This is a genomic window from Bacillus sp. FJAT-50079 (genome assembly GCF_018343515.1).
GTDB lineage: Bacteria > Bacillota > Bacilli > Bacillales > Bacillaceae_C > Lederbergia.
The window spans coordinates 452,077-471,550 of the sequence record NZ_JAGYPD010000005.1 but is presented as its reverse complement, the minus strand read 5'-3'; the positions used below and the strand labels follow the sequence as shown (position 1 = coordinate 471,550).

At 34.9% G+C, this 19,474-nt stretch carries 13 protein-coding genes; all 13 read left to right on the top strand.

Annotation, left to right across the window (positions count from 1 at the left end; translation table 11 throughout):
* Positions 1 to 149 precede the first annotated feature (149 nt).
* Positions 150 to 1,100, top strand: coding sequence for an aromatic acid exporter family protein (locus tag KHA95_RS15910; RefSeq protein WP_213138499.1), 951 nt, complete (start codon positions 150 to 152; stop codon positions 1,098 to 1,100).
* Between the two features lie 1,079 nt (positions 1,101 to 2,179).
* Complete coding sequence (gene rlmD / locus KHA95_RS15905) at positions 2,180 to 3,517, top strand: 23S rRNA (uracil(1939)-C(5))-methyltransferase RlmD (protein WP_213138498.1); 1,338 nt, start codon at positions 2,180 to 2,182, stop codon at positions 3,515 to 3,517.
* A gap of 1,007 nt (positions 3,518 to 4,524) precedes the next feature.
* On the top strand, positions 4,525 to 7,563 hold the full coding sequence (locus tag KHA95_RS15900) for an AAA domain-containing protein (protein ID WP_213138495.1): 3,039 nt from the start codon (positions 4,525 to 4,527) through the stop codon (positions 7,561 to 7,563).
* Between the two features lie 160 nt (positions 7,564 to 7,723).
* On the top strand, positions 7,724 to 7,879 hold the full coding sequence (locus KHA95_RS15895) for a hypothetical protein (protein ID WP_213138494.1): 156 nt from the start codon (positions 7,724 to 7,726) through the stop codon (positions 7,877 to 7,879).
* 139 nt (positions 7,880 to 8,018) lie between these two features.
* A complete protein-coding gene (locus tag KHA95_RS15890) occupies positions 8,019 to 10,067 on the top strand; it encodes a DUF4179 domain-containing protein (RefSeq protein ID WP_213138493.1) in 2,049 nt (682 codons plus the stop codon).
* Between the two features lie 179 nt (positions 10,068 to 10,246).
* Complete coding sequence (locus KHA95_RS15885) at positions 10,247 to 10,819, top strand: helix-turn-helix domain-containing protein (RefSeq protein ID WP_213138492.1); 573 nt, start codon at positions 10,247 to 10,249, stop codon at positions 10,817 to 10,819.
* Positions 10,820 to 11,015: 196 nt separating this feature from the next.
* The gene (locus KHA95_RS15880) at positions 11,016 to 11,648 is read left to right on the top strand and encodes a hypothetical protein (protein ID WP_213138491.1); all 633 of its coding nucleotides are present in this window, start codon (positions 11,016 to 11,018) and stop codon (positions 11,646 to 11,648) included.
* 503 nt (positions 11,649 to 12,151) lie between these two features.
* On the top strand, positions 12,152 to 12,559 hold the full coding sequence (locus KHA95_RS15875; protein ID WP_213138489.1) for a GNAT family N-acetyltransferase: 408 nt from the start codon (positions 12,152 to 12,154) through the stop codon (positions 12,557 to 12,559).
* 42 nt (positions 12,560 to 12,601) lie between these two features.
* On the top strand, positions 12,602 to 13,591 hold the full coding sequence (locus tag KHA95_RS15870) for an arsenic resistance protein (RefSeq protein WP_213138488.1): 990 nt from the start codon (positions 12,602 to 12,604) through the stop codon (positions 13,589 to 13,591).
* A 160-nt stretch (positions 13,592 to 13,751) separates the two neighbouring features.
* Positions 13,752 to 15,686, top strand: a complete 1,935-nt coding sequence (locus KHA95_RS15865) for a fructose-1,6-bisphosphatase (RefSeq protein ID WP_213138487.1) — start codon at positions 13,752 to 13,754, stop codon at positions 15,684 to 15,686.
* A 1,367-nt stretch (positions 15,687 to 17,053) separates the two neighbouring features.
* Positions 17,054 to 18,028, top strand: a complete 975-nt coding sequence (locus KHA95_RS15860) for a tRNA dihydrouridine synthase (protein WP_213138588.1) — start codon at positions 17,054 to 17,056, stop codon at positions 18,026 to 18,028.
* A gap of 417 nt (positions 18,029 to 18,445) precedes the next feature.
* Positions 18,446 to 18,838, top strand: coding sequence for a carboxymuconolactone decarboxylase family protein (locus tag KHA95_RS15855; RefSeq protein WP_213138486.1), 393 nt, complete (start codon positions 18,446 to 18,448; stop codon positions 18,836 to 18,838).
* 122 nt (positions 18,839 to 18,960) lie between these two features.
* Positions 18,961 to 19,401, top strand: coding sequence for a hypothetical protein (locus tag KHA95_RS15850; RefSeq protein ID WP_213138485.1), 441 nt, complete (start codon positions 18,961 to 18,963; stop codon positions 19,399 to 19,401).
* Positions 19,402 to 19,474 lie beyond the last annotated feature (73 nt).

Here is a 19,474-nt window from a genome sequence, read left to right as displayed (position 1 = left end):
AAGCAAACTTGGTAAGAAAAGACTTAATAAAAATCCACACTACTTACTTGTGGATATGGTGAAAAAAATATAAATATCTAAATTATCTTTGATGCTGCTTAAAATGGTTGTTTTATTAATAAAAATTTGTATATGGACGGTGTAGTATTATGGTTGGAATGGGATCAAGAACGATTAAGACAGCTATAGGGGCATCTTTAGCGATATGGCTTGCAGGTTTACTGCAACTTGAGTTTTCTGTATTTGCTGCCATCATTGTAATCATGTGTGTTGAAAGGACAAAAAAACGGACTGTACAAACAATCTTAGATAAATTTTTCGCCTGTTTATTGTCCTTATTTCTAAGTGGTGTCGCTTTTGAAATCTTTGGTTATTCTCCGGTTGTCATTGGATTTTTTATTCTATTGTTTGTTCCCTTATTGGTAAAATGGAAAATTCAGAATGGCTTTGTTACAAGTATGGTGGTGGTTACTCATCTTTACACATTACGAGACTTTAGCCTGGAAATCATATTAAGTGAGTTATTGATTATTATCATTGGTATCGGAATTGCATTTATTATAAACAATATCATGCCAAGTTTTAAAAAGGAAATTGAAACTTATAAAGATCAAATCGAAGAAAAGTTTAGTATGATTCTTTCTATGTTTGCGGTCTATTTAAGGGGGCATCAACAAACTTGTGATAGCCAAGAAATTGTTCTGGCGGAGGATTTAATAAAAAAAGCAAAAGAAATGGTCATACAGGATATTGAAAACCATTTAATCAAAAATCATCGTCAGGACTACTTTTATTTAGAGATGAGGGAAGACCAATTTATCATCCTTAAACGTATGTTGCCAGTCGTTTCTTCCCTTGGACAAAACTTAAAGCAAAAGGAATATATTGCTGATTTACTCGAATATCTGAGTCAAAATGTGAATGAGAAAAATACGACACATATTTCATTTGGAAAAGTAAAAGAGAGTTGGAAATTAATCAAAAAAACCGACTTACCTAAAACGAGAGATGAATTTGAAACAAGGGCAAATTTATTCTATTTAATGAAAGAAATCGAGAATTATTTACAAATCAAAAGACAACTTTATTCTAAAAGTTGACAATTTCCATTCGTTAAAAGAATAATAATTAATTTTCAGAATTCTATTATTTAATTGAGTGACTAATTAATGCATTTATATAACCTATCCAATTAGTACTTTTATAACATTATAATGCTAATGAAAGATGTGGTTATGTGAAAAAATTCTCTTTTCCATTGGTAATACTTCTATTATAAGTATTATTAATTGGTTGTTCTGATCAAGATTATCCAACAACATATACAAATAACAAAACGGTTGAGCATTCCAATGTAATTGTTACTCTAGTCGAGTAAAGTAAGATATGAATCCAAGAGAAAAAATAAGCTCTGTTGAGTTTACGATTAAAAATAACTTAAATCACCCTATACAAGTACCATGATCTTATCACTTTCTAGATAATAAAAATAAATTGTGCGATTTAATTGGATACGGCAGTGATGAAGAAGCAGTTTATCTAGTAGGAATAGAGCCAAGAGAAGTACCATTTGAAATTTCCGTAAATAAAGAGGCTAACTGTGCATTGTTCCTTTTTCTTATTCCTCAATTCTATTTTCTCTCATCTCACTTCTAAAATAGTGAACAATCTATATATTGGCAAGGTAAACACAACTACATCCTTTTAAATATGTCTGCGACCTACTATCAACACATGTTGAAGTAGTTTCGTATCTAGAACGTACAGATGATTTCGATGAAGAAGTAAGAAAGAATTGATGTGAAGGATAGAGCAGCTCATATTGGGGCATGGGCTGTTTTTGTATTTGACTATAATAAGCGTTACTAATTCACAATTAAATATTTATGGTTGCATTCACTATTTTAAAAGTAAGCACCTACGAGGTAGACAATGTCGTATGCCGTGCTAATATCAACAACAAGTATGTCGATGCCGATTAGCATCGTTTTTCCTTTATATGAAACGGACATTTCGATTTTTAGAAAATGATTCCATCATCCAATTCTACAAAATTTGTGTGGCAAACAATTGTATTCACATCTGATTTTTTAATCGTTGATAGCCACAATAAAAAGTGAATTGGCAGATGGTGGTGAAGGAATTTGCGTGATATTATGTAGGAGAGAGAAGGTGCAAGATGAACAAAGGAAAGTTAAAAGTTAAATGTATAGGTCTGCATGAAAGTGGAAAGGGAATTATAAATATCAAGGGAAAAGATTACCTTGTATCCAATCTACTTGAAGGAGAAACTGCAATCGTTGAAACGATAAAAACCCCAAAAAAAGTTTCTGTTAATGTGATCAAAATTGAAAAAGAGTCAAAGGATAGGGTAAAACCAGAATGCACATATTATAGTAAATGTGGTGGATGTCAGCTTCAACATATGTCCCCTGAAGCACAGGACAATTTTAAACAAAAACTAGTGGAAAATCTTTTAGGGTCATATTGTAAGGTCAATGATATTTTAACTATGAAAGAACCTTATTACTATAGGAATAAGGTGCATTCAACATTTGCTTATGATAAAAAGAGACAGATTATATCAGGGATATACCAGGAAGACAGTCATAATGTAATTGATATAGACGAATGTTTGATACATGACCGTAAGGCAGATGAAATTATAGAAACCATCAAGGGATTTATGAAGTCTTTCAAAATGCAACCATTTGATGAAGACACAGGTAGAGGGTTCCTAAGGCATGTACTGATAAAAAGGGGATTTTCAACGAATCAAGTAATGGTTGTCCTAGTCACATCAACGAAAATTTTCCCAGGCAAAAATAATTTTATCAAAGCATTGCTCAAAGCTCATCCAGAAATATCTACTGTTATAATGAATATTAATAAGCGGAGAACGTCAGTAGTACTGGGAAATGAGGAAATTGTTTTATATGGAAAAGGATATATTGAAGATATATTATGTGATGTAAAATTCCAAATTTCAGCTAAGTCTTTTTATCAAGTCAACCCAATTCAAACTGAGATTTTATACAACAAGGGAATTGAGATGGCAAAACTAAAGGGCAATGAAACAGTAATAGACGCATATTGTGGAATAGGCACGATATCATTAATAGTCAGCGACAAAGTGAAGAAGGTTATAGGTGTTGAACTAAATAAAGATGCCGTAAAAGATGCAATAAAAAACGCTAAAAATAACAATATTAAAAATGCCTATTTTTACAACGATGATGCCGGGGACTTTATGGTGAAACTTGCAAATGAACATACAAAAATGGACTTAGTAATAATGGATCCACCAAGGTCAGGAAGTGACGAAAAGTTCTTATCTTCCCTGATAAAACTATCGCCACAGAAAGTGATTTATGTCTCCTGCAATCCAGTCACTTTGGAAAGAGACCTAAGATATCTAACTAAAAATGGATATAAAGTAAAAGAAATTCAACCAGTAGACATGTTCCCGCAAACGGCGCATGTGGAGTGCTGTGTGTTGCTAGAACGTCGGGTGTAGCCCAAAGGTAAACATTTCCGATTTTTGATTCTGATTCAATATCATCCAAAATAAAACTGCTTGGTGTTCGTGTGATATTCGAGCAGGAAGAAAAGAAATATTAGAGAGGGTGGGAACAGAATCCCATCCTTTTTGCCTGATTGAAAAAAGAAGAAAAACCCTGCCCTATGATTATTTCAATCTACATTCACAAACTAATAAGGACTTCTGTAAAGAAGTTACTTTAACTTTTGCTTCATCCTCTAGGAATAACTGTTAAGTTTTCGGACTATTCAACGAATGAAATATGGACTTTAAATTTTGAAGATGCACAATCCTTATTATAGGGGTCAGTTGCTGGATATATGCTTAGGGAAAGTATTTTGTAAAAATAATAAGTTTAATTAATTAGGAAAGGCCTGATAGTTAAGATTCAAGCCTTTTCTATTTGATTATTAAAATACTGGTTTAGTATTACTAATTCTATATCATATCAATATTCAATTCATACTCAGTCTCCAATAACAACCCATTAAGGTTTTAGTCCCCGTAGTGTGGAACCAAACCTTTATAATGTAACCCACCAGCACTCTTGTGTTGCCACATACACTCTGCACATGTGGCGTTGCTTCAACTGTAAATGTAGCACAATAATAAACAACGAATCCCAACTCTAACCCAATATTATCCCGGTTTTCTTCTTGCCTTAATAGAAGAAAGAGTGGGGGAAAAGAGTTCTTTTTTCTCTCTTCTTTTCCTTTTAACCCATAGCTGTCAATGAAGTTATCAAATAACCTACTAAATAAACATTCAATTTTATCCAATATTTTCATATTTACTCTTGATCACTTTTCTTCACTATCTTTTCACCTTCTTCTTTTCCATACTTGAAGTTATGAGTTAATTTAAAGACTTGTTTAATGATCTGAATATTCGGATTGTTATTGTTTTTTATTCTATTTTGCTTCCATATATTAACTTCTATACAATAATGTTAAATAGATAGATAGACGGGGGTTTTAAATACAATGAGTCAGATTAAATCTTTGCTCGATTATTGGTATAATTTAGAGTTTTTTTCACCACTTACTATAAATAAGCAAAAACAGATGTCGGTTATTTCTGATAAAGAAATGAGATTACCCTGGCATGAGGTGGATAAGAGGGCTAAAGGGTATGAAGTCTTTTTAGGAACATATACGACAGGTGATTTAGTAGAAGAAATGTATAAAGCAATTGATAAAAAAGATGCCATTGATGAAGATAAATCCATTTCGTATTTATGTGGACTTCAATTAGATGAAGATGGAAAATATGTAGAGGAATCTTTCTCAGTCTCTCCATATATTTGGGCGGTTGCCCAAATTATTTATCATCGGAATGTACATATTGATTTAAAAGAAGAAGTGTTAGAAGATGTAAACGAAAAAATAAACGATTATTTAGTCAATCAACCTTCTTTTAATCATGAAGCATTAAAGAAATTATGTGAAAAAATCCAAAGTAACATCCAATTATCTATTCCTTTTCAATATCGTGGTTTAATTGATCCATTAAAAAAATCACCGATGGATGAAGAAAAGCAAACGAATAGCGTTTTGCCGAGTTTCTATGCTTCAGATATTAAAATGGTACGAAAAGAAATAGATGAAAATGATCCAATTGCTTTTTATATTAAGGCATTAATAAAGGAAACGGAACGTATTCATATCGATTCAGACGTTGAACATATGAAAAAATGGACACACCCAGACAGATATCCTTTAGGGAAATGGCCCTCTATCTATCATCCAAGTTTAATGCAACAAATAGCGATTAATATGGGAATTTCTGATGAAGGTTTTACAAATAATATATTCTCTGTCAACGGTCCACCTGGAACAGGAAAAACAACATTGTTAAAAGAGATCATTGCTTCAAATGTAGTTGAACGGGCGATCAAACTAAGTCAGTTAAATCAACCATCGCATGCGTTTACTCGACAATCTTTTATTTCACCTCCAGGTCAATTTTTGAAAAACTTTTATATGCTACGAGATGATTTAAAAGAATACGGCATTATTGTTGCCTCAAATAATAACAATGCAGTTGAGAACCTATCGAAAGAATTACCTTTAGCGGATGAGGTAGCTAATGCCCATTCAGATTTATTCAATATTAGAAAGCATAAGAATGTTTACTTTACTGAACTTGCTAAACATTTAGAAGAAGATGAGCCATTTTGGGGAATTATTTCTCTTGCGGGTGGAAAGAGCAGTAACATTAAAAAAATGAAGACGATTTTTGACAATCGTAAAGGTAAACGATTTGGAAGTTTATACGAAGGTGAAATCCATAGTTGGAAAGAAGCAAAACAGTCCTTTAAAAAGAAACATGATGAAGTACTTGCTTATCGAAAAAAACTAAAAGAAATATATGAAAATGTTCAAAAATTAGATGCATGGAAAGAAGACTTAAACGAACTACAACGTTTGATGAACGAAATTAATTCTACAATCATTGGAAAAACTGAAAAATTAGAGTCTATTAAAATGGCAATTAAAAATTTAGAAGAAAGAATTATCATTGATACACATACGATTAATGAGTTGAAGGATCGTATTCCGTTTTATAAGAAATGGTTCTCCTTCTTCTTTAAAAATGACATATCTTTTCAAAAAATTAAAGAATTAGAGCAAACAGTAAATCATGCGATTATCGAAAAAAATAATAATCAAAAAGATGAGGTGGAAACAAATCAGCAATTACATAATGCTGAGACGTCAATACAAAAAGCTAAAAAAGAATATACTCAATTAGAAATAGAAATACAGACAGTTGAAGAGCATTTGGACAATGCTAAAGAAAAGTTACAAGGCAATTTTGCTGATGATGCATTTTGGAAAGATATTACGAATAATGAATCATCGCAATTGGCCTCTCCTTGGACGAATAAAGATTATGATTTGTTGCGAGAAGAATTATTTTATGAAGCCCTGCAATTACATGAATCTTTTATATTAAATTCAAAAGAAGTAAAACAAAATATTAATTGCTTAATGAACATGTGGGATGGAGCTTTTCAAAAAGAAGATAAACAATTAGCATATGCGTATCTTTTAAATACATTAATGATGATTTCACCTGTCATTTCTACAACCTTTGCTTCGGTGAAGCGATTTTTAGCAGATGTAGGGAAAGGAGAATTAGGTATGCTTGTCATAGATGAAGCGGGACAAGCAACACCACATCAAGCACTTGGTGCAATATGGCGTACGAGCAAAGCAATCGTTGTTGGAGATCCATTGCAAGTAGAACCAGTTGTGACCGTACCTAAGACAATTACAACGATATTAGCAGATAATCTGAGTATAGATGCTGCTTATCGTCCTTTAGAATTATCTGTTCAAGTTTTAGCCGATCATGTCAATCGATTCGGTGGAATGACAGAATATCTTGATAAAGAATTATGGTTAGGATGTCCGTTATCTGTCCATCGTCGTTGTTTAGATCCGATGTTCTCAATTTCTAATGAAATTGCCTATAATAATCGAATGTATAATCAATCGGTGGGACCGAAAGATAATGTGAAGTTATTGTTTAAACAATCACAGTGGCTTGATATAAATGGAAAATCAAAAGGTGGTAAAAACCATTTTATTCAAGAACAAGGTGATAAAGTTGTTGAATGTGTTTTAGCAGCTTATGATTTACAAGGTGAGTTTCCAAATCTGTATATCATTAGTCCTTTTAAATCAGTTGCTGAAGGGATAAAAACATTACTTCGTCGTCAACTAAAACAAAGACTAGTAAATGAAGATCCAAAACAAATTATAAGTTGGGTTAGGGATTCTTGTGGCACGATTCATACGTTCCAAGGAAAAGAAGCTCACGAGGTAATACTTGTATTAGGTTGTGATAATAATGAAGGAAAAGGTGCAGCTAATTGGGCTGGATCAACACCGAATATATTAAATGTTGCGGTAACACGAGCGAAATATCGGCTCGTTATCATAGGTGATAGCAAGGTGTGGAAAGATATTCCATACTTTGAAGATGCTTTTAAAACATTAAAAAGAATTAATTAAGAGCGGAAATACAAAAAATATAGATAAGAAATAAATGTGTAATTTGCATTCCCGGAATGTATAACAAGAAACTACTAAAAAACCGCTAAAAAATATAGCGGTTTTTATATTCACTTTAACCTCGTTACACATAAAAATATGTAACGAGGTGTGTGTCGTGGTGGAAACTATCTATCAAAAGAACGTATATCATAATGAAGCTGATTGGGTAAAGAAAAAAACAAGGGCGAAACGAATACTTATCCGGAAAGTCGATCCTGAAAATGACGGGCATGACTATACATTAATTTTCCTTCACAACGCGATCGTAGGTTAAATGGTGTAAAACTTTTCTTGATGAATGCTTGTATTTTAGCCATTGTTTTCATTACATACTGATTTAATGCCCCTGCCGATATTGCCAACCTATTGCTCTCCTTATATCATTAGATAAGAGAATATTAAAGGGGGACACAATGTTGATCCCAGCAAAAATAGATTCGATTTCAATTAATACGATAAAGGAAAAAGGTATAGAACCCATTGTTGATTGGTTCGACCAGCATAAACGATCGCTCTATGCTTTGGGTTTGGTCTATTTTAAAAATCAGCAGCAAATGGAGGAGCTTTTTTACCAATCTATTATAAAAGTGCACAATGAATTGCCACGATTTACAAAAGAAACATCATTCGAAATGTTGGTAACCTCTATTTTTATACATACATGCCGGGAGCTTTCTAAAGATTTACAAGTTTCCGAGGAAATTGAACAGTCTTGGGATTTATTCAAAGCACTCGATCATCTTGAGGAGTATGAAAAAGAGGCGTTAATTCTTACATTTATAATAGGATTTTCTAAAGAGGAAACAGCACATCTTCTCCAAATTTCCGTGGAAAAGCTGAAAGAGTATCTATTTGCTGGAATTCAGTCCATTAGAAAAGAAATGGGATATGGCTCATCTTTTAATGGCTGTAAGAAATATCATCAATATTATATCGATTACTTAGAAAGAACCCTGGATCGGTCGAAAAAGATTGATTTCGAGATGCATATTTATCATTGCGAAGACTGTCAGGATGATTTGGGTACCTTTCAGGATGTTATGTTACATCTTAATGAAGGGATGGGGGAACTTAATTTCCCATCTGGTTTCATGGAGAACGTCAAAGGTAGGCTGGCAGAAAAGGAGAAGCATAGGCAACAGAAAAACAAGAAACATAAAAGAGTGGGACTTGTTTTCGCAAGTGTATTCGCATTATTAATCGGGATCGAATTTTTTACCGGTGCTTTTTCTAACCTCTACTATACATGGATAGAAGAAGATCAGGAATTGCGCGCTTTTATGAAACATAATTTGGGTGAAAGGCTGAACCTGGAAGCTGAAAGCGATGGAATAAAAATAAGAATCAAGCGGGTGATTGCCGATGATGTACAGACGCTTATTTTTTATGAAATAGTCGATACTGCTGAAGATAATCAGTATATGCTCGATTATTATGAAGGTGTTTCTGTGGAGAACAAGCTTGAAATTATGAATCGTGAAACGTATCTAAAGTACTATCCTCCTGACCTTCATTCAGATGTAAATAATAAAGAAAAGAACGTGTATCAAGGAAGAATTAGTCTGCTGCCACTAAAAACAAATAGCGGAACAATCGAGCTTAAAATTACAAAGCTTTTTAAAATGATTCGTGATTCCACTGAATCGAATCATTTTATGAATTATGAGTACGTGGAACATGGAACAGGCGAGTGGAACTTCGAGATACCCGTAACAAAACAGCCATCAATCGAATATAAACTTGATAAAGAAATAGAAGTCGAGGGGGTTCCGATTCAATTTGATCAGCTAACGGTCGCTCCAACAGTGACGATTCTGCATTATACGATTAATCCAGAACAGCTAGATAAGCGGATAGAACATCTTAAGTTTGCAAAGCTAGAAGTGAACAATAAGAAAGTAGAGGCTCATACGTTTGACAGCTTTCTGCCACATCCGAATGGGTATGAGGATATTTTTCAAGCACACTTTGATCCACTACTTGGAGAAAAACCAAAAGAGGTTAACATTCAATTTGAATCTATTCACTTAATGTTTGAAGACCAAAAAACGATTGAACTGGGTGCGTCTGAGGAATATCCTCAAACCATTGAATATGCGGGCAGTACAATCTTAATTGACATGGTGGAGGATAGCCAGTTCACCAATGTTGACATAAGCAATCATGAAATCGAAAATCGAGCATTTGAGTGGCTTTACCTCTATGCTGAAAGCGAGAATGAAAACAATTCAATGGAAATGGATTCTGAAGGAGTATTCGTTGATAAAAACGGGATTGAATACGGTAATGAATATCCTTTCTCCTATGAAGAAATGGAGCAGCCGCGTTATTTCTTTACCGTTCAACGGATAAGGTTTCGCGGTAACAACAATGGAGAGAATGAAAATGCTAAAAGACTGGTGATTTATGGATATAATTCAACAAAGTATTTGGATGATGTTGTGAAGATTTCGCTGGAATAATTACAAAAAGAAAAGGTGTAAGGGCCACTGAGAATTTGCGTTTTTGCAAAAACAGAGAGGTAAAAGGCGGTATTATCGTAATGCTACGCAAAGTATCATAGATGTAAACTGGAATTTCTCGAACTTTATGAAATTAAATGATACAACTTTCATTATAAGAGGAACGAGGGGGACTTGATTTGACTTTAGGCGAAAAAATAAAGGAATTTCGAATGAGAGCAGGATTATCGCAGGAACAGTTAGCAGAGAAATTATGTGTATCAAGACAGGCTATTACAAAATGGGAAAATGACAGAGGTATTCCAGATATTAATAACTTGCAGAACATTGCTAATTTATTTGCTGTAAGTATTGATTCATTAGTTAATAGTCAGGAGGGCATTACTACAATGGTAATCAAAGAAGATATTGATATAGAAGACTATCAAAAAAGTGGAAAATGTCGTTCAAAGTATGATGCAGTCGCGAAAGAAAAATTCCCACATGCAAAAGTAATTTATCCTTTAATTAGAAGAAAAAAGTTAAATTTGGCACAAGACATTGTTGATTTTGTTACACAGCCGGGGGTTTTACAAGTAGCCGATTCATTTAACGATATGTCTTCCTACTATCTTGTTGAAATGAATAACAAGCAGCTGTTAGTTAGAATTACGAAAACATTTATTGAAGGAAGAGAATTAAATTTTAAATTCGATGGAAAGAAATGCATTATTGATAGCAATCTTTTCAAAAAGGCTGCATACACAATCTAACAAGGGGAAAAGAAAATAGGGATATTTCACATCCACTCCTATCCTGGAGAAGTGTTAGCACACTTCTCTCTTTTATAATTCTATTTTCAAACTGAGGAACATATAGGGCAAAACATAAGATAATGATATGGTCGTCATCTTTAATAATGTTGAAATCGATGTCCCAAAGGATACGTACGATTTTCGGAGAAACTAGGTGATTAATTTGAAAAAGGCAATAGTACTTCTCACTTTCATTTTCATAGGGCTTTTAATAATAGGTTCTTTTCCTTCGATTATAAATGCTTGTTCGTGTGCAGAATTACCAAGTGTTGAGGAAGAATTTGAACGTTCGAAAGCAGTTTTTAGTGGAAAAGTGATCGATATAAGAGAGAAACAAAGTCTAGATGGATATACGTCTAACTCAGTCCAATTTGAAGTAACTAACACTTGGAAGGGCGTAGAACAGTCACAAATAATTATCACCACTGGTCTAGGTGGCGGAGACTGTGGGTTTGATTTTAAAGAAGGAAAAGAATACCTGGTTTATGCTTACGAATCGACGATGTATGGAGAAGAATCACTCGTATCCATTATTTGTGGTCGAACAAATAAATTGAGCTCTTCTCAAGAAGATTTGGCGTTACTTGGCGAAGGGAAGCCTCCGAGTGAAGGCATAGGAGAAATAAAAAAAATTGAAGAAGTTGAGGAAATTGTAGACATTGAATTACCTGGTGATGAGCATGAAGAAAATCAATTGTATATATGGATTGCGGCAGTTTTAGTCATCGGAATTGTAATGATTTTCGCAATAAAGAGTCGTAAAGGTTCTAATAATAAGGGAAAGTGAAGACAAACATAATATCTATCTTTATCAGCTCGGTAAGTGCATACAATCTTCCAAAAAGAGAGTTGGATGATGTGAAAGAAATAAAAAATTATCTTAAATCGAAGGTGTCAGTGCGATAAAAGTAGATGCATATGAGCTAGGTAATGAGTTATGGGGGAGTGCTATTCGCAAATTGTTTACTACCCTTAGGATTTGTTGCTGGGATATCATCTATTTGTCTTTGGATAGTTTTTATTTTCTTCACCCCTTATTGAGTACAACTGACTTTACATCGTATTAAACACATTTCTCATGCTATGTCTTCCTGCGTGTTTAGCAATCATTTCTGTTTAATTGCCTTTATCTGGTCGGTGCCGAACAGTTTGTACATTGCTTATGACCCCTAGTATATTTGCTTTGTTTGGTGTTACATGTTTTGGTTATTTAATTAGTTATTTACTGAAGCTAAAGGGATAGGCATTTTATTAATAGTCTTACTGCACAATATTGCTGGAGGAATTCGCATGATCATTATTAAAAAAATTAGTAAAGAAGAAGCTTGGGAATTGCGGCATATAGTTATGTGGCCTGACAAAGATTTTGATTACATTAAATTAGAAAATGATGATTTAGGTATTCATTTTGGCCTTTTTAAAGCAAACCTACTGATTTCTGTCATCTCACTTTTTATAACTGAAGAGAAGTGCCAATTTCGCAAATTTGCAACACTGCAACAAGAACAAGGTAAGGGATACGGAAGTACATTATTAGACTATGTAATAATGGAAGCAAAGAAGCGTGGCTTAAAGAGAATTTGGTGCAATGCTAGAATGAATAAGGTGAATTTTTATAAGAAATTCGATTTACAAGAAACGACTGCCCACTTTATTAAAGGTGGTAAATCTTACGTTATAATGGAGAAAAACTTGTAGTAGGCAATTGGACGTTGTTGTTGTAAGAGGGGGACTTGATTTATGGGTTTAATGGAAAAACTGCAAACCGTTATTATCATTTTAGCGGTGGGGCTTGGAATTGCTTTAGGACAGGTTTCTTATATAGAAGGAATAGCTGAGTACTTTATTGTTCCTTTTTTACTGTTCATGTTATACGGCCTATTTTTAACGGTCCCAATGAAAGACTTAAAGAAAGCACTTCTAAATGGTAAGTTTGCAAGTTCGAGTTTATTGATTAATTTTTTGTGGACACCATTATTAGCGTGGGGATTAGGGGCTGTATTTCTTTCAGATCATCCAGCACTTTGGATTGGATTTATTATGCTGATGGTAACACCATGTACGGATTGGTACTTGGCATTTACGGGAATTGCTAAAGGGAATGTAGCTCTGTCTACCGCCATTCTTCCTTTGAATTTAATTTTACAAGTTCTTCTACTGCCAATTTATTTATTGATTTTTGCGGGAATGATGGAGACGGTGAAACTGTCTGTTCTTTTTGAGAGTATTTTACTTGTATTGGTATTGCCATTTTTACTGGCGATCTTAACAAGATACATATTTAGCAAAGGAAAAAAACAGAATGTTTTCAAGAAAAAAGTGGTTCCGTTTTTTGAGACGACCCAAATCATTTTCTTAAGTTTGGCGATTGTAGCGATGTTTGCTTCGCAAGGGAGAAACTTATTTGAAAACATGAATGTGGTATTATTATTGCTATTACCTGTGTTATTATTTTTTATAATAAATTTCATATTAAGCCGTATCGTTAGCAGACTTTTAAACATGTCATATGAGGATTCGGTTAGTTTAAATCTTACCATATTAGCGAGAAACTCGCCGATTTCCTTAGCCATCGCTGTGACTGCATTTCCAGATCAGCCTCTTATCGCATTAGCGTTAGTAATAGGCCCACTAATAGAATTGCCTGTACTTGCCATTGTTTCTCAACTGTTATTGTTTACTCGTAAAGGTGAAAAAAGTAGGAGGATGAAAATAATTGAATGTGAGTAAAAAACTGAATTTTTTACTTTTTTATGAAAAAGTCCTTTATAATGGTTGGTGATAGTAACCTATCCAAATCCAATATAAAGGACGATCACATGGAATAAGTCTATTAGGGAATAAGGCATTGCTTGTTATTGAAGTACAATATATAGGGGGATACATCACTTTGGACAAAAAATACTTAGATTTACTGGCTGAAAAATATGATAGCGAAGAAAAAGTAGTTACAGAAATTATTAATTTGGAAGCGATTCTAAATCTGCCAAAGGGAACAGAGCATTTTGTCAGTGATTTACATGGTGAGCACCAATCTTTTCAACATGTGTTGAGAAATGGATCTGGGAGAGTAAAAGAGAAAATAGAGGAACTTTTTAAGGATGTATTATCTGAGAAAGATATTAACGACTTGACGACATTGGTATATTATCCTGAAGAGAAATTACAGATAATTAAGAATAGATATAATAATAAGCAGGAATTAAACGGGTGGTATGCTGAAACGATTGACCGAATGATTAAGCTCATTTCATTTGCCTCTTCCAAATATACACGCTCTAAATTACGTAAAGCATTGCCCGAACAGTTTGTTTATATAATAGAAGAATTATTATACAAAACGGAAGAAGAATCTTTAAATAAGAAACCTTATTACAGCAAAATTGTTCAGCAAATTATTTCTCTTAATCAGGCTGATAAGCTTATGATAGGTCTAGCTTATTGCACGCAGAGATTAGTCGTGGACCATTTGCATGTAGTCGGGGACATTTATGATCGTGGACCCGAGCCTCATCGTATTATGGATACTCTTATTAATTATCATTCTGTTGATATTCAGTGGGGAAATCACGATGTATTATGGCTAGGTGCATACGCAGGTTCCAAGGTTTGTCTAGCTAATATTCTCCGTATCAGTGCTCGGTATGATAATTTAGATATTATCGAAGATGTGTATGGAGTTAATCTTAGACCACTTCTAAATTTAGCCGAAAAATACTATAAGGATAATCCGGCTTTTAGACCAAAGAAAACTTCAGGAAATAATTTGTCAGAGGAAGAAGAATTACAAATCACAAAAATTCATCAAGCGATTGCGATGATTCAGTTCAAACTAGAAATTCCGATCATTAAGAGGCGACCATTTTTTAATATGTCGGAAAGACTATTACTTGAGAAAATGGATTATGATAAAAACGAAATTGAGATTCATGGAAAAACATATCAACTGGAAAATACTTGCTTTGCAACGGTTAATCCAGAAAACCCGAGTCAATTATTAGAGGAGGAACAGCAGGTAATTGTTAAATTACTATTTTCCGTACAGAATTCGGAAAAATTGGCGAGACATATGAACTTTCTAATGAAGAAAGGCAGCCTCTATTTGAAATACAATGGTAACTTATTAATTCATGGTTGTATTCCTTTAGATGACAAAGGAAATATGGAAAAAATGGTGATAGAACAATCAACATATGAAGGTCGAGATTTATTGGATGTTTTTGAATATCACTTACGACATGCTTTTGCACATCCTGAAAAAACGGATGATCTTTCAACAGATATGGTCTGGTATTTATGGACAGGAGAATATTCATCACTCTTTGGTAAAAGAGAAATGACCACCTTTGAAAGGTATTTTATTAAAGATAAAGAGACTCATAAAGAGAGAAAAAATCCATATTACTATTTACGGGAAAACGAAGAAATCTGCCGAAAAATTTTAACGGAATTTAACCTAAACCCTGAACATGGCCATATCATAAATGGGCATACACCTGTTAAAGAAATTGAAGGAGAAGACCCGATTAAAGCAAATGGAAAAATGATTGTGATTGACGGTGGCTTCTCAAAAGCCTATCAATCAACTACCGGGATCGCCGGCTATACTTTATTATATAATTCATTCGGTATGAAACTAGTTGCCCATAAACATTTTAATTCCAAAGAAAATGTCTTACATAATGGCATGGACGTATTATCCATGAAACGATTAGTAGACAAAGTGGTAGAAAGAAAAATGGTACTCGAAACGAATGTCGGGGAGGAATTATTAAAGGAAGTTTCTGCTTTGAAGCGTTTGCTGGAGTATCGCTATATGAAGTGAATTTAATAGGTAAAAAGAAGGGCCTGTCTAAAAGGATATACTAGTCGGTTTTTGGTAAACATCGTGCGCCCGATTGCCCATATCGGGTATTTTTTGTAGGTGAGGGTAAATCGAACGTGTTTCGAATGCCCGTCTAGTGGATTTTTTGTAAGTAAGGGTAAATCGAGCATATCTCGAATGCCCATGTTGTTGATTTTTTGTAGGTGAGGGTAAATCGAACGTGTCTCGAATGCCCGTATTGTTGATTTTTTGTAGCTGAGGGTAAATCGAGCATGTTTCGACTGCCCATGTTGTTGATTTTTTGTAGCTGAGGGTAAATCGAGCATGTTTCGACTGCCCGTGTTGTTGATTTTTTGTAGGTGAGGGTAAATCGAGCATGTTTCGACTGCCCGTGTTGTTGATTTTTTGTAAGTAAGGGTAAATCGGAAGTGTTTCGACTGCCCGTGTTGTTGATTTTTTGTAGGTGAGGGTAAATCGAACGTGTTTCGACTGCCCATGTTGTTGATTTTTTGTAGCTGAGGGTAAATCGAGCATGTTTCGACTGCCCGTGTTGTTGATTTTTTGTAGGTGAGGGTAAATCGGAAGTGTTTCGACTGCCCGTGTTGTTGATTTTTTGTAGGTGAGGGTAAATCGAACGTGTCTCGACTGCCCGTATTGTTGATTTTTTGTAGGTGAGGGTAAATCGATCGTGTTTCGACTGCCCGTGTTGTTGATTTTTTGTAGCTGAGGGTAAATCGAGCATGTTTCGACTGCCCGTGTTGTTGATTTTTTGTAGATGAGGGTAAATCGAACGTGTCTCGAATGCCCGTATTGTTGATTTTTTGTAGCTGAGGGTAAATCGAGCATGTTTCGACTGCCCGTGTTGTTGATTTTTTGTAGGTGAGGGTAAATCGATCGTGTCTCGAATGCCCGTGTTGTTGATTTTTTGTAAGTAAGGGTAAATCGATCGTGTTTCGACTGCCCGTATTGAAGATTTTCCGCGTGAGAAGGGCAATCGGATGAGGTCCGATTGACGTAAATTTGCTCTCGGGAGAAAATGGATAATGAATTTGTGCGAAAAAAGGGGCTATTCTAAAGTCAATAAAAGTTTGACTTCTAGGATAGCCCCAACCCTTGGATTTTCTACCAATAATATACTAAAACCAATGGTGATCATATGTTTTTTATAAGAGAAGAGCGGAGGAAGTATGGACTTATTGCAAAATACGCACGCACTTGGTACAATCAAAAGCGTTTCGATGATAATCCAAAAAACAGCCTCATTAAAAAGAATAGATTGAGGATTCAGAAGTTTTTCTTGTGGAACAATTTGGGAAACAAGAAAAATCGGATCGTTGCAGTAACGAAGGAAGGGTTTGAATTTGCATATGAAAGATAATTTTTGGCGTGATTTACCACGGCCGTTTTTTATACTGGCACCAATGGAAGATGTGACAGATGTTGTTTTTCGTCATGTCGTGAGTGAAGCAGCAAGACCCGATGTGTTTTTTACAGAGTTTGCAAATACAGTGAGTTATTGTCACCCAGAGGGGAAAGAAAGTGTGCGTGGACGTTTGACTTTTACAGAAGACGAACAACCAATTGTCGCCCATATATGGGGAGATCAGCCCGAATACTTTAGGCAAATGAGTATTGGTATGGCAGAACTAGGGTTTCGAGGGGTAGATATTAATATGGGCTGTCCAGTGCCTAACGTGGCAACTAAAGGGAAGGGCAGCGGTCTTATCCTGCGTCCGGAAGTGGCAGCAGATATCATCCAAGCATCAAAAGCAGGAGGATTACCCGTTAGCGTAAAAACAAGGCTTGGTTACACGGATATCGAAGAATGGCACGATTGGATAACACACATATTGAAACAAGACATCGCTAATCTTTCCATTCATTTGCGTACAAGAAAGGAAATGAGCAAAGTAGATGCCCATTGGGAACTGATTCCAGAGATTAAGAAACTTCGCGATCAAATTGCACCAGATACACTTTTGACGATCAATGGAGATATTCCTGACCGTCAAACTGGTTTGGAGCTCGTTCAAAAATACGGTGTGGACGGGATTATGATTGGGCGTGGTATTTTTAAAAATCCATTTGCTTTTGAAAAGCAGCCGAGGGAACATAGTGGTAAAGAATTGCTTGATCTCTTAAGGTTACAGCTTGACCTTCATGACAAATATTCAAATGAAATCGAGCCGCGTCCATTCAAACCTCTTCATCGCTTTTTTAAGATATATGTCAAAGGGTTTCGAGGGGCTAGTGAATTAAGACATCAATTGATGAGAACTAAGTCAACAGATGAAGTGCGTGCAATGCTTGATAACTTTGAATGCAAGAATAGGACCGTGTGAAGGGAGACGCAAAGGGGATGTTAAAGTTTTCCCTCTGTTCCTATACTTAGTCTTTAAATCAAAAGCGATGATCGTTTCTATCAAAATATCAAAAGCAAGAGGGAAGGACACCAAGGTTCTTTCCTCTCTCTTTTTTTCCTTTAATATGGGAAAGTACATCTGAAGATATGTTACATGCAAAAAAAATTGACAGTGAAATGGTTAAAGAATGGAGTTGCGGAATCTTTTACGTAAATATCCCTTATTACTAGCGCTTCGTTTTACTTATTACTTAGAAGGTTATATACTAACGGTGTTCAGAAAAGCAGGAAATTTCACTTAGTCTGAAATTTGCAAAGAGAGTAATTCCATTTACCAACATATTAAGAAAAACATTATGTAATAAAATGGAGAGCAAATATCAAGGAGGATTTTATAATGGCAGAAGATCGTTATCAACGCGGTTTAGAGAAATTAAAGGAGCTGAGTCCAACTGGCGAGATGGACATTGGTGAGGGGTTTAAAGACATTGCTCCTGATTTAAGCAAATATGTCGTTGAATTTGCCTTTGGCGACATTTATTCACGTCCGGGATTGGATAATAAACAAAAAGTACTTACAACGATTACAGCCCTTGTTGCCCAAGGAAAACCGCAGATTGAGATGCATATCAAAACTGGGCTTAACGTTGGTTTAACACCAGATGAGATTGTAGGTTGCATTATGCACCTGATCCCATATACAGGATTCCCGAGTGTTCTGAATGCTTTAACGGTTGCTAAAAAAGTATTTGCAGAACGTGGTGTGTCTGTTACAACGTCTGAGGATTGAATAGGTTCCTTTTGCGAGAAACTATCCTGAAAAAGAAGCTTGCTAACCCTGCTTCTTTTTAGTACGTTTTTTAAAAAGCAAAGATGCAATTTGACATATTTTTATTAAGGGGGCGAAAATAGGTGCTTACTTACTTTTTTACATTTGTTGTCATTGTGATTTCCGTTTTCATAACCCTTTTATTCAAATATGAATTGGAGCAGATGTTTCGGGAAAAAGAGAGTGTTGGCGTCTTTCATCTAGCCAATCTGGTTTTCACTTTCATGGTTTCAATTGGAGCCTTTGCTGTTCTGACTATCTATGTGACGGGGAAGGAATTCAAGCTGTTTCAACATGCGGCTATCCTCTTGTTTATTATCCTGCCGATTTATCTTTTGGGGCATATTGCGTTTGAAAAATATAAATTCAATTATCAAAGATACAGGACAACTGAGAACGAGAAAGTCGTCGTCCTCAATCAAAAGTTTTTACAGAAAAAAAGATCAGCAAAATTTAAAGTGTATAATGCCGCTGCCAAGGAAGACAGCGAAGGTAATAGCGGTGCATCAAGGCACAGGTATTGATTACATAATATGGAAACCAACTATACTATCAAAGGAAGACATGACAATACTAGTAGATTGCGATGTCTTCTTT

Coding starts and splice junctions, on each gene's coding strand:
- KHA95_RS15860 (WP_213138588.1), top strand. CDS start 17,054: ATGAAAGATAATTTTTGGCGTGATTTACCACGGCCGTTTTTTATACTG.
- KHA95_RS15910 (WP_213138499.1), top strand. CDS start 150: ATGGTTGGAATGGGATCAAGAACGATTAAGACAGCTATAGGGGCATCT.
- KHA95_RS15900 (WP_213138495.1), top strand. CDS start 4,525: ATGAGTCAGATTAAATCTTTGCTCGATTATTGGTATAATTTAGAGTTT.
- KHA95_RS15870 (WP_213138488.1), top strand. CDS start 12,602: ATGGGTTTAATGGAAAAACTGCAAACCGTTATTATCATTTTAGCGGTG.
- KHA95_RS15855 (WP_213138486.1), top strand. CDS start 18,446: ATGGCAGAAGATCGTTATCAACGCGGTTTAGAGAAATTAAAGGAGCTG.
- KHA95_RS15875 (WP_213138489.1), top strand. CDS start 12,152: ATGATCATTATTAAAAAAATTAGTAAAGAAGAAGCTTGGGAATTGCGG.
- rlmD (WP_213138498.1), top strand. CDS start 2,180: ATGAACAAAGGAAAGTTAAAAGTTAAATGTATAGGTCTGCATGAAAGT.
- KHA95_RS15890 (WP_213138493.1), top strand. CDS start 8,019: ATGTTGATCCCAGCAAAAATAGATTCGATTTCAATTAATACGATAAAG.